11 protein-coding genes are annotated in these 11,732 nt (G+C 51.9%); all 11 read right to left on the reverse strand.

The annotated features are described in order from the left end of the window. Positions 1 to 3: 3 nt before the first annotated feature. Positions 4 to 1,080 (reverse strand): 3-dehydroquinate synthase, encoded by a 1,077-nt coding sequence (gene aroB / locus MCG44_RS08240; RefSeq protein WP_147571771.1) that lies wholly within the window; start codon positions 1,078 to 1,080, stop codon positions 4 to 6. Positions 1,081 to 1,082: 2 nt separating this feature from the next. After that, positions 1,083 to 2,096 (reverse strand): 3-deoxy-7-phosphoheptulonate synthase, encoded by a 1,014-nt coding sequence (gene aroF, locus MCG44_RS08245; protein ID WP_240287690.1) that lies wholly within the window; start codon positions 2,094 to 2,096, stop codon positions 1,083 to 1,085. Between the two features lie 459 nt (positions 2,097 to 2,555). After that, on the reverse strand, positions 2,556 to 4,049 hold the full coding sequence (abc-f, locus tag MCG44_RS08250; RefSeq protein ID WP_240287692.1) for a ribosomal protection-like ABC-F family protein: 1,494 nt from the start codon (positions 4,047 to 4,049) through the stop codon (positions 2,556 to 2,558). Positions 4,050 to 4,778: 729 nt separating this feature from the next. Further along, complete coding sequence (gene xerD, locus MCG44_RS08255; protein ID WP_147571768.1) at positions 4,779 to 5,660, reverse strand: site-specific tyrosine recombinase XerD; 882 nt, start codon at positions 5,658 to 5,660, stop codon at positions 4,779 to 4,781. 25 nt (positions 5,661 to 5,685) lie between these two features. After that, positions 5,686 to 6,306, reverse strand: coding sequence for a stage II sporulation protein M (locus tag MCG44_RS08260; RefSeq protein ID WP_147571767.1), 621 nt, complete (start codon positions 6,304 to 6,306; stop codon positions 5,686 to 5,688). Positions 6,307 to 6,586: 280 nt separating this feature from the next. Next, complete coding sequence (scfB, locus tag MCG44_RS08265; protein WP_147571766.1) at positions 6,587 to 8,011, reverse strand: thioether cross-link-forming SCIFF peptide maturase; 1,425 nt, start codon at positions 8,009 to 8,011, stop codon at positions 6,587 to 6,589. 103 nt (positions 8,012 to 8,114) lie between these two features. Further along, positions 8,115 to 8,255: a six-cysteine ranthipeptide SCIFF gene (gene scfA / locus MCG44_RS08270; RefSeq protein ID WP_087393998.1), complete on the reverse strand. Its 141-nt coding sequence runs from the start codon at positions 8,253 to 8,255 to the stop codon at positions 8,115 to 8,117. Between the two features lie 149 nt (positions 8,256 to 8,404). Continuing rightward, positions 8,405 to 8,827 (reverse strand): TIGR04086 family membrane protein, encoded by a 423-nt coding sequence (locus MCG44_RS08275; RefSeq protein ID WP_147571765.1) that lies wholly within the window; start codon positions 8,825 to 8,827, stop codon positions 8,405 to 8,407. Positions 8,828 to 8,907: 80 nt separating this feature from the next. Continuing rightward, positions 8,908 to 9,183 (reverse strand): preprotein translocase subunit YajC, encoded by a 276-nt coding sequence (yajC, locus tag MCG44_RS08280; RefSeq protein ID WP_147571764.1) that lies wholly within the window; start codon positions 9,181 to 9,183, stop codon positions 8,908 to 8,910. Positions 9,184 to 9,289: 106 nt separating this feature from the next. After that, entirely contained in the window at positions 9,290 to 10,435 is a 1,146-nt protein-coding gene (gene tgt / locus MCG44_RS08285; protein WP_147571763.1) for a tRNA guanosine(34) transglycosylase Tgt, read from the reverse strand. Positions 10,436 to 10,707: 272 nt separating this feature from the next. Continuing rightward, positions 10,708 to 11,730: a tRNA preQ1(34) S-adenosylmethionine ribosyltransferase-isomerase QueA gene (queA, locus tag MCG44_RS08290; protein WP_147571762.1), complete on the reverse strand. Its 1,023-nt coding sequence runs from the start codon at positions 11,728 to 11,730 to the stop codon at positions 10,708 to 10,710. Between the last annotated feature and the right edge of the window lie 2 nt (positions 11,731 to 11,732).

The raw sequence follows: 11,732 nt of genomic DNA on the forward strand, positions 1-11,732 counted from the left end.
AGCTCATCTCCCGTACATACACTTCAGCAGTCCCAGCAGCTCATCCCGAGCCATCTTTCGGTGTACCGCCTGCCCCAGCTTTTCCAGGACGATGAGGGATATGTGGTCCCCGGCGTTCTTCTTATCTAGTCCTACCGCCTCTGTCATAGTCTCCCAGGGGCAGGGAATGTCCAAGGGTAAGTCAAATTTTTTCAGAAGCTCCTGAATGCACTCCACCGTTTCCGGTGGCGTGACGCCCAGCTCTACGCCAAGTTGGGCGGCCCAGTTCATGCCAGCGGCCACTCCCTGCCCGTGAGTCCAGGTTTCATAATGTCCGGCCAGCTCAAAGGCATGGCCGACAGTGTGTCCAAAGTTCAGTAGCTGGCGCAAGCCGGTGTCCCGCTCGTCCTCTACAACCACCCGGCGCTTCAAGTCGCAGCAGGTATAGACTACATCTACAATGCGCTCCATCACTCTCACCCGGCTCCCGCACCGATTCAGGAGTTCAAACAACTTCCGGTCCAAGATACAGCCGTATTTGATGACCTCGGCCATGCCGTCGGAGAAGGTCCTGTCAGGCAGGGTATCCAGGCAGCCTGGATCGATGATTACCAGGCTGGGCTGCCAGAAGGCTCCTGCTAGATTCTTGCCAGCCCGCAGATCAATGGCCACTTTTCCGCCTACGGAGGAATCGACCTGGGACAGCAGGGTGGTAGGGATCTGGACATAATCTACCCCGCGTAACAGGGTGGCTGCCGCAAAGCCCGCCAAGTCCCCCACTACGCCGCCCCCAAGAGCTACCACAGCATCCGTGCGGGTCATACCAAAGGCCATCATCTTTTCCCAAAGGATAACAAGCTGCTCCGCGCTTTTTGACGCCTCCCCAGCAGGGACGGTAAGGCATTGAATCTGAAAGCCCATCTGCTCCAGGCTGTCTGCCGTCCGCGCCAAATACAGGGGCAGAACTCTGCTGTCGGTGACGATTGTCAGCTTCCGGGCGTTGGGGATCGCCTGACGGCACAGTACACCAGCCTGGTCCAGAGATCCCCGCCCAATCTTGATCTCATAGGGCCGGGAGGTATTGACGGCCAATGTTTTCATAGTCAGACCTCCTGGGCCGCCGCCCGAATGGCATAGACGGCCTTGACCACATCCTCAAACTGCTCTGGACGAAGGGACTGGGCCCCGTCGCATAGAGCGCGTGGAGGGTCATTGTGGACCTCGATGATCAGGCCATCCGCCCCGCAGGCCGCCGCCGCCATAGCCATGGGTTTGACATAGCGGGCCACACCAGTTGCGTGGCTGGGATCCACGATGACAGGCAGGTGGGTCAGCTCATGGAGCACGGTCACGGCGGACAGATCCAGTGTGTTCCGGGTCGCTGTTTCGAAGGTCCGAATCCCCCGCTCACAAAGAATGATGTTTTCGTTGCCGCTAGCCATAATATATTCTGCGCTCATCAGTAGCTCCTTGATGGTATTGGCCAGACCGCGTTTGATGAGGATCGGCTTCTGGGTCTTTCCCAGTTCCTTGAGTAGCTCGAAATTCTGCATATTCCGAGCACCAACCTGAATCACGTCCACGTCCTCGAACAACGGCAGGTGGTTGGCGTTCATGATCTCGGTGACAATAGGCAATCCAGTCTCCCTCTTCGCTTCCAACAGCAATTCGATGCCATCCGCCTTCAATCCCTGGAAATCATAGGGAGAGGTCCGGGGTTTGAAGGCTCCACCCCGGAGCATGGTGGCCCCAGCGGCCTTGACGCTTTTAGCCACGGAAATGATTTGCTCCTCGCTCTCCACCGAGCAAGGGCCGGCGATCATAACAAAGTTGCCGTGCCCCACCTTGACGTGCTCCTGGCCTACTTGGATAATGGAGTCCAGGGGATGGAATTTCCGGTTGGCGCTTTTGAAGGGTTCCGACACACGCTTGACTCCCTCTACAATATCCAGCCCACTGACCAAGCCCTCGTCTAGCTTGCTGGTATCTCCAATCACACCGATAATTGTCGAGTAGTCCCCGGTAGAAACATGGGTTCGGAGGTCCTGGGCCTCGATCCACTGAATCAGATCCCGGATTCGCTCTTCCTTTGCGTTCTGCTTAATGATGATAACCATGATGCGCTTCCTTCCTTTCCTCTGCGCTCTCCACCGGGTCATAAAAAATGACCTGCGGTGAAGCGTTTGTTCACCGCAGGTCATTCAATGTTCCAACACTCCACCTAAATTGCGGAGGGGAGCCGTCTGTTTGCAGCAAAAAACACTTTTACCTTTTTTGCACGAAAGCCAAAAAAGTAAAAGTAGCTAAAGAAGTAAGCTGCAAACTGCTTCATAAAAGCGTGGCTCCTTTCCTCAAAATGTATATTGGTTATTTTTATGGTAGCACTGGTCATTCCGTCTGTCAATTCAAAAAATATATTATTTTTTACAAACAATTTTATTACACTGTCAAAATTATATTCAAATAATACAATTCAGAGTATCAAGACGATTGTATTGACCGATAGAATACTCAGGTCGCAGGATATCCGTTAGCAGTCGCCCGTCCTCCTGCTTTACTCTATTTTTACTGTCTATTCAACAATCACTCCTGAGCCTGACTGTGTTGGTGGCGATCTTCTGCCGGAACATCTGGTCGTGCTCTACAAAAAGCAAGGTAGGCTGAAAGTCCAGAAGCAGGTCCTCGATTTGAATGCGGGAAAACAGGTCGATATAGTTCAGCGGCTCGTCCCAGATATAGAGGTGGGCGCTTTGACACAGGCTGACCGCCAATAACACCTTTTTCTTTTGACCCTCGCTGTATCCGGACATATCCCGTTCAAACAGAGCACGGGAGAAATCCAATTTTCGTAAGACAGTGAAAAACCTCGTCAGATCTATCCCCTGTCTTTCCGCCCATTCTAAAGGGCTGCCCTTCAGATGGTCCGTTTTTTGGGAGACATAGGATATCTTCAATCCAGACGCCCGCCAGAGTGTTCCGATATGGGACAGATTCTCCCCCAGGACAGCCCTGAGCAGACTCGTCTTTCCGCTTCCGTTTCCCCCATCCAAACATATCCGATCACCACGTTTTAGTGTAAAGCTAACTCCCTTGCAAGCAGGACTTTCCTCATAACAAACCGCAAAATTGCGCAGCTCCAGGATTCGCTCACTGTGATAGTCCAGCGGTGTTAGCTTCAAGCTGTCCGCACACTCTACATCCCGGAGCAGGGCAGACTTTTCCTGGATGGCGCTCCGCTGCCTGGCCTCAAGGGTTTTGGCCCGCTTCATCATTTTAGCTGATTTATGGCCGATAAATCCACGGTCTACCCGCAGTCCTGAATTCTTACTGTTAAATTTGCTCTGTTCCGTCCGCTCCGACCAATCGGATGCCCGGCGGGCTGCCTGTTCCAGTCGCCGGATATCCCCTTTCAGCTTCTCATTTCGCTCCTGCTCTCCCCTGTCCCGGGCCTCTTTTTCCTGAAACCAGGTAGAAAAATCTCCACGCATCAGTTCCGGGCCTGTCTGGTTCAGCGCCAGCACATGGTCGATACAGTGATTGAGGAAGGCTCGATCGTGGGAAACCAACAAAAAACCCCGGCGCGTATTTTTCAGATAAGCGGCTACCAGTTCCCTTCCCTGGACATCTAAATGGTTGGTGGGCTCGTCCAGCATGGGATAGCTGTCCTCGTCAAGGAAAATGGCGGCCAGAGCGGCTCGTGTCTGTTCTCCCCCGCTTAGACTGTGAAACGGCCGGTCCAGTAGATCTTCCCCCAGTCCAAGGCGTGAAAACTCCCTGATTAACCGCCACTCGTCCACATCCTCCATCCCATCTAACAAGACCTGCCGGGTAGGAAGGTCCATGTGGAGCACCGGTTTTGGATAGCGGCGGCATCGTCCAGGGAGAATGATCTGGCCCACGCCCTCCAATTCTCCCTCTAACAGGCGAAGCAGCGTGGTCTTGCCCCTGCCGTTGCGGCCTACCAGCCCCAGTCTCCAGTTGGTGTCTAGCTGCAGGTCCAACCCTTCAAATACCGGCGTATAGTCGCCCTCGTAGGTAAATCCAAGGTCTTGTATCATGATCTGTGACATAAGACATTCCTCCTGTCGTATCAAAAGTAAAAGCCGCAAGAGGGTATTCCTCTCGCGGCAGACAACGACAGAAAGACAGCCGGAAATTCCGATGTCATTCCTCCTGTTTGACCGAAAGCAGGTACGAATCCCTCTTACGCCTGGTACGACAGACCAGGGCCACAGAGGTGGCCCGAAGTTGTCATACCATATTCAGCAAGAGAGATTGCGCATTTTCCCGCCTCCGTTTCTTTCATATCGCGCCTATCATAGCACAGGAAAAAATTGATGTCAATAGAGTGGAAAAAGCTCCTTCTTTACATTTGGACTGATTGGTTTCCAACTCCGTCGATTTCACTATGCATTAAATAGAGCAGAAAAATATGATAAAATAAATTTGAAACTGATATCAGTGGATAATAAATTTCATTGCAGAGGAGCATAGGATATGGATTATTGGGGAGCAATCTTGTTTGGTGTGTTTATATATGCTGTTCTGTGCCTTATTATCGCTGTTATACGGTCACTGCTTTCTCAAAGAAGCACTAAGAAACAGAAATTCAAAAAAACATTTTGGACTTGGTTCCTTGAAGCACTTAACCCATTCCATTGGTTTTGGTGATTATTGATTAGCTCCCTGTGGACAATATGCCTCTCTTTGTCTTTTCGACAAAGGGAGGCATTTATATCCTAAATCAGCCCGAAGGAAAAACGGGAGAAAAAAGCCAGGAACTAAACAGTTCCTGGCTTTCACGCTCTAGGGTGGGCTTTGAGATAGACATCTTTGAGCTTTTGGTTCAGCAGTTTGGAATATATCTGAGTGGATGAGATGTCGGCGTGGCCCAGCATCTCCTGGATGGAGCGCAAATCAGCGCCGTTCTCTAGCAGGTGTGCCGCAAAAGAGTGCCGCAGGGTATGTGGAGTGATGTCCTTTTGGATTCCAGCCTTCTCCTGGTAATATTTGATGAGTTTCCAGAAACCCTGACGGCTCATCCGTTCCCCGTTCATATTGACAAAAAGGGCGGTCTCTTCCACATCCTCCACCAACTGGGGACGGACATTATGTACATATTCGCTCAGTGCACGAATGGCGGTCTGGTACAGAGGGATGATTCGCTCCTTCCCCTTACTGTAGCATTTAAGTACCCCGCCCGGAAGATTGAGATCATCCAAATCCAGGTCGATCAGCTCACTGACCCGGATGCCGGTGGCATACAACAGCTCCAGCATAGCTCGGTCCCGGTAACCCTTCAAATCTGTACAATCAGGCTGCTCTAAAAACAGCTCGACTTCCTTTCCAGTCAGAACTTGGGGCAGTTTACGCTCCACCTTGGCCGGGGCCACCCCCTTGGCCGGATTACGGTCCACTTTCCCAAGGGCGATCAGACAGTTATAAAAAGATTTGATAGACGCCACAGAGCGGGTTACCGTGGCGGGAGACTTCCCTTTTCGTACCAAGGATTTGGTGAACCCCTCTACATCTTTGGGTAACACCTCAGTCAAGGACACACCGCTATCCTCCATAGACTGAGCGAATTGATGAACGTCACGGACATAGGAACTGACCGTGTTTGCCGAGGCGTGTTTTTCAGTTTTCAAATAGTCCTCATACACTGTCAAAAGCTCAGACACGTTCCTATGCTCCCCTACAATGATTTTACAACACAACACGGGCAGCTGCCCGAAGAAGAACTGGGATCACATGGTATTCTACTAGGCCACACAAAAGGATCAGGATGAAGCTGACTGTCAGCTTTCCCCAATAGACTGGCGCGAAGGGTAGTGCGTCGCGCCCATCACCAAGGCCACGCAAAAGCAGCTTGCGCGAACCATTCAGCCCTTGGACGCCAGAGAGAAAAAGAGCCGGTCCCCACAACAGCGCTGGCAAGCCAAACAAAAACAGGGCGGGCAGCAAGCCAGAAGATCCGAATACACGGCAGAAACAGGCCACAGAAAAAGCGAAGAAAAAACCCCGCACCCCAAAAAGTAACGGCAGACCCACCACACCGATCCCAGTAAGGCCGAGCAAAAAAACAGCAAGCAGGTACCGAAGCTCCTCCCACAAGCCGGACCAAAAGTTATGAAAGAGGGCACCATCTCTGACCAGCCCCAGGTAATCCCGCAGATAGTCACACAGCTCCTGTCCACCCTGCCCGTCTGCCAGACTGGCAAAGATGGAACCGCAAAGTCCCCCCAATAAAAAGAAACCTGATAAAATAGCCAAGGGGACCCATTGTTCCGACGGCAAGTCCCATTTTTTTCGTTCCCTCTTTCCCATCGCTGTCACCTCAAGATAACCTTATGAGAAAGGGGAAAAAAATAGACATGGAAAGCTCAAAATAAGGCCCACCATTTTCTATATTCTTAATATAGCCTCTTCTTCCGCTTCGCGCAAGTGTTTTCGGTCATATTTTCAAGAAATATTTTTTCTGCTCCAATTTTATGTAAATTGCGTTATGTAAATTTAGGAACCAAAAAATGAAGTGAGGCGCTAAAGTGGCGCCTCACTTCACAAAATGCAGTACATAAAACACGCCGCCGACACTATATGTTGAAATTCATTTAGATTCCACTAGACTGCACTCAATACAATCTGTATTATTACAATTCGTATTTCTTTTGCTTCCCATACCGGCTTCAATGGCGTTCAGAGCGATGGCACATTCCAGCCGCTTGCGTTCCATCTGGCAGGCTACATCATTCGATTTTGTTATGTCGCCATTGACAAGCAGGTTAGATGCGGAACAGCCGCCGCTGCAATAGAAACGGGCCCAGCACTCCCGGCAGGCCGGGCGGGTATAGATGTTCTGCTGTGCAAAGGTTCCGGAGATATCCATATCAAAGGAGCCATCGAACACGTTGCCCATACGGTACTCCTCCTTCCCTACGAACTGGTGGCAGGGATAGATATCTCCGTCAGGCGTAATGGCCACATACTCACAGCCAGCGCCACAGCCGCGCAGACGCTTAATCACGCAGGGCCCCTGGGCCAGATCTACATTGAAGTGGAAAAAGTTGATGTCTGGCCGCTCCATCAACTGGCCGGCCAATTTCTCATATTCTGCTTCTACCTTTTCCAAGTCCTCCTCTTTAATGGCGAAAGGATCATCCAGCGGTCCGCTGGCGGGCTCTACCGATACATGGCGGAAACCCAGATCCCCCATGTGGAGCACATCCTGAGAAAAGTCCAAGTTATCCCGTGTAAATGTCCCACGAACATAGTAATCCTTGGTTCCACGGCCGGCCACCAATTTTTGGAATTTTGGAACGATGACCTCATAGCTCCCCTTCCCGTTCACAGTAGGCCGCATCCGGTCGTTGACAGGCTGACGACCGTCCAGAGACAGGACAACATTGGACATCTCCCGGTTGATATATTCTATCGTCTCATCATTGAGCAGGACACCGTTGGTCGTAATCGTAAAGCGAAATACCTTGTTGTGCTCTTTTTCCAGGGAACGGGCGTATTCCACAGTGCGCTTCACCGTATCCATCGCCATGAGAGGCTCCCCGCCAAAGAAATCAATCTCGATATTTCTACGCTTTCCGGATTTTGCCACGACCCAGTCGATGGCCCTTTTGGCCGTTTCAAAGTCCATGGTCATCCGATGGCCAGTGCCGAAGTCGCCTGTCGAGGCAAAACAATATTTGCACCGCAGGTTACAGTCATGAGATACATGGAGACAAAGCGCCTTGACCACTGCCGACTTGGGCAGGGCCATAGCGGCCTCCGGATCGATGTATTCGTCATCAGAAAAGAGAAGGCCCTGGTCCTGAAGACCTCTCAGCTCCTCCCAAGCCTCGGATAGCTCCTGTGGATCATATTGGTCCAACTGCTCCGCCAGTTTTTGAGGTAGCCTCTCTCCCATTGGCCCTTCAATCAAAGAGAGCAGGTCAAAGCTCAACTTATCCAACACGTGGACCGCGCCACTGTTCACATCAGCGGCCAGATACTGGCCGAGCGCCGTAAAGGTATGTACCATATCGAACTTCCTTCCTCGATTTCCCTATCGATATCATTTGGACGGAGAAATAGACATGAAAAAGGGTAGGCTGACGCCCACCCTTTTCAGGTATGTTGAGAACTTACTTATTCTCGCACTTCTGATTGGCAACAGTGCAGGAAGTCTTGCAGGCAGACTGGCAAGAAGTCTGGCACTCGCCGCAGCCGCCCTTGGCGGCACTGGCCTTCAAAGTGGCCCCGTTAAGGGTCTGGATATGCTTCATTGGTATCTCCTCCTGAATCGCTTAGTGCAACAATTATACCACAGTTTTTCTCTGGACGCAAGTCCGGCAGTTCCTTTGGTGGAAAACTGAAGCTGGGCAATATCGCTGCTATCAAGTGGTATTGTAGCATAGCGAACCGGATATTTCAATCATCTTTTCCGCTTTTTCTTGGGCTTTCTTCCCAGTATACCGGCTATCGCTCCCCCACACAGGCAGGCGCAGAGTATGCCAGCTCCCCCCTGCTCTAACGATGCGGTATCATAGGCCAGAAGGCCTGCCGTCAGCAGAAGCAGGAACAGGATTGCTCCTACTCCTGTCCCCACTAGCAAAGATTTGGAGCGGATCCTTTTGATGCTGTATATCCCGCCAACAGCCCCGCCTAAGACACAGACCGCTAGTACCGCTCCCTGAGCCCACTGTTCCCGCAGGACTCCTGTTGAAATGAGCAAGGCGCACAGCAGAAGTGCTAGCACGGCCGAAAAACCGGCGAGCACCCCACCCTTGAGCAGTTCACACATACTGTTGACCCACTGTTCGCCCGATTCCTCTTGCCGTCTTTCCCTCTTTTTCATAACACAATGCCCTCCCCGCGGTCTTCTGTTTTCACGAAAACCTATGCGAGAAGGGCATATAGTATGTCTATTTTCTGTGATTACTTCTGCTCCGCAGCAGCGGCAGAGGAGTTCTTAGTGGAAACAGCCCACTTGGTGAACTCGATGCGGACGCGATCAGCCCCGGTCTCAATCACGATGGTATTCTCCTTCACAGAACAGATGGTGCCGATGATACCGCCGATGGTAGTAATCTCATCGCCGACAGTCAGCGAATTGCGGAGGTTCTGAGCCTCCTTCTTCCGCTTGTTCTCGGGGCGGATCATAAAGAAGTAGAGCATTGCGAACATTAAGGCCATCAGTATTAAGGTTTCCAAAATTCGTTCCCTCCAAAGTTGTTGTCAGCTGTTTCCAGTCAGACGCATTAGTGCTATTATAGCGGGTTTTTTTCCTGTTGGCAAGTCCTTTTGTCAAATTCGAGGACTATATTCCTGGGTCTGCTGCGGGTCTGTCCAGCTTTCCAGAAAATTTCTGTCGGAATGCCTCAAATCGTCCCTGATCCAGTGCCTCGCGGATGCGGAGCATCAATTCGTTATAGAAATGGAGATTGTGGAGCACTGCCAGACGCATAGCCAGCATCTCCCCGGCCGTCAGCAGGTGCCGGAGATAGGCTCGGGAAAAGGAGCGGCAGACCGGGCAGTTACAGGTGGGATCAATGGGACGGGAATCCAGCTTGTACTTCTCATTTTTGATATTTATGGTGCCCTCCCAGGTATACAGCTTTCCATGGCGGGCGTTTCGTGCCGGCATAACACAGTCAAAAAAATCCACGCCGCGGGCTACTCCCTCAATGATATTGGAGGGGGTTCCCACTCCCATCAGATACCTAGGTTTCTCTTTCGGCATATGGGGCTCCACCGCTTCGATAATATCATACATGGTCTGTGTGGGCTCCCCTACAGCCAGACCGCCGATGGCGTAACCGTCACAGTCCAGTTTGGCGATCTCATCCATGTGCCATTTCCGCAGGTCTGCATAGGTCCCACCCTGGTTGATGCCAAATAGCATTTGACCGGGATTGACGCAGCCAGGCGCCTCATTGAGCTTTCTGTGCTCCACTGCACAGCGATCCAGCCATCGGGCTGTCCGCTCGCAGGAGGCCTTGACATAGTCGTAAGGCGCCGGGTTTTCCACACACTCATCAAAGGCCATGGCGATATCACTGCCCAGATTGGATTGGATCCGCATGGACTCCTCCGGTCCCATAAAGATCCGCTTTCCATCAATGTGGGAGGCGAAGGTAACGCCTTCCTCTGTGATCTTCCGCAGTCCGGACAGAGAGAACACCTGGAATCCTCCGCTGTCAGTGAGCATGGGGCCATCCCAATCCATAAATTTGTGGAGTCCACCCATCTGTCGGACTACATCGTCACCCGGACGCAGGTGGAGATGATAGGTATTAGACAACTCGATCTGACAGCCGATTTCTTTCAGGTCGTGGGCGGACACCGCCCCTTTGATCGCTCCGCAGGTGCCGACATTCATAAAAACAGGAGTCTGCACAGTTCCATGGGGGCAGGTAAATACTCCCCGGCGGGCCTTCACCTCGGTTTTTAGTAATTGAAACATAGATTTCTCCTTAAAGTGTGTGATACCAGCGACTTCATTCCGCCTTACGCGCTGGCTGCAGTTGGCTGTCTTGGGTCCCGGTCCTTCGCGCCGGTTAGCGCCTCCAACTGCTGGAGTCACGCTTCGGGATCCAAAACATTTCTGATTTTTTTGGAACACTCCTTCCGATCCCATCGCTCGAAGCTGCTCTGTAGCGGATATTACCGCCCCCTCTAGGCCGACCACGAGAGCCTGACCGATATTGGACAAGTCTATCAGCCATGACGCGCTTTCTAAGAAATGAACATGGCGTCTCCGAAGCTAAAAAAGCGGTATTTCTCTTTCACCGCCTCTTGATAGGCGTTCAGTACATGTTCGCGGCCCGCCAGAGCGGATACCAACATGATAAGGGTGGACTGAGGTAGGTGAAAATTTGTGACCAGCGCGTCCAACACCTTGAAGCGATACCCAGGATAGATAAAGATATTTGTCCATCCAGACCGCTGTGTCATGGTGCCGTCCTCCGCCGCAAAGCTCTCAATGGTGCGGCAGGAAGTGGTACCCACACAAATCACCCTGCCTCCATTTCTTTTGGTTTCATTGATGATGTCCGCGGTTTCCTGAGATATCATGCAAAACTCAGAATGCATCTCATGGTCGCGGATGTCCTCCGCTTTGACAGGCCGAAAGGTACCAAGGCCGACATGGAGCGTAACGTAGCATACCTTCACACCCATTTCCTGGATATTATCCAGCAGTTCCGGAGTAAAATGCAGTCCGGCGGTGGGCGCTGCGGCGGATCCTACGACTTTAGAATAGACCGTTTGATAACGCTCCTGGTTCTCCAGTTCGGCCTTGATATAGGGCGGCAGGGGCATTTTCCCCAATTCCTCTAATATTTCAAGAAAAATTCCCTGGTAGTGGAACTGGACCAGCCGCTTGCCGTCCTCCAGCTCCCGTTCAATCGTTGCAGTCAGCTGCCCTTGTCCAAATATTATCTGGGCGCCTGTCCTAAGTTTTTTTCCTGGACGGACTAAGCATTCCCAGCACCCCTCGCCCCGGTCCACCAGCAGCAATACCTCACAGGTCCCTCCCGTAGGTCGGTGCCCGATCAGACGAGCGGGCAGCACTCTGGAGTCATTGAGGACTAGGCAATCCCCGGGGCGCAGGAAGTCCGGCAGATCATAAAAGTGGTGATGTCCGACTGCTCCTGTGTTCTTGTCCAGTGTCAGCAGCCGGGAGGAATCACGCCGCTCTAGAGGAGTCTGGGCGATCAGCTCTTCTGGCAGTTCAAAATTGAAATCAGAGGTCTTCAAAA

This window comes from Lawsonibacter sp. OA9, from assembly GCF_022440585.1.

Excerpts from the sequence above, each read along its gene's own strand:
- aroB (WP_147571771.1), bottom strand. The coding sequence starts at position 1,080 with ATGAAAACATTGGCCGTCAATACCTCCCGGCCCTATGAGATCAAGATT.
- tgt (WP_147571763.1), bottom strand. The coding sequence starts at position 10,435 with ATGTTTCAATTACTAAAAACCGAGGTGAAGGCCCGCCGGGGAGTATTT.
- scfA (WP_087393998.1), bottom strand. The coding sequence starts at position 8,255 with ATGAAGCATATCCAGACCCTTAACGGGGCCACTTTGAAGGCCAGTGCC.
- aroF (WP_240287690.1), bottom strand. The coding sequence starts at position 2,096 with ATGGTTATCATCATTAAGCAGAACGCAAAGGAAGAGCGAATCCGGGAT.
- MCG44_RS08260 (WP_147571767.1), bottom strand. The coding sequence starts at position 6,306 with ATGGGAAAGAGGGAACGAAAAAAATGGGACTTGCCGTCGGAACAATGG.
- abc-f (WP_240287692.1), bottom strand. The coding sequence starts at position 4,049 with ATGTCACAGATCATGATACAAGACCTTGGATTTACCTACGAGGGCGAC.
- MCG44_RS08275 (WP_147571765.1), bottom strand. The coding sequence starts at position 8,827 with ATGAAAAAGAGGGAAAGACGGCAAGAGGAATCGGGCGAACAGTGGGTC.
- scfB (WP_147571766.1), bottom strand. The coding sequence starts at position 8,011 with ATGGTACATACCTTTACGGCGCTCGGCCAGTATCTGGCCGCTGATGTG.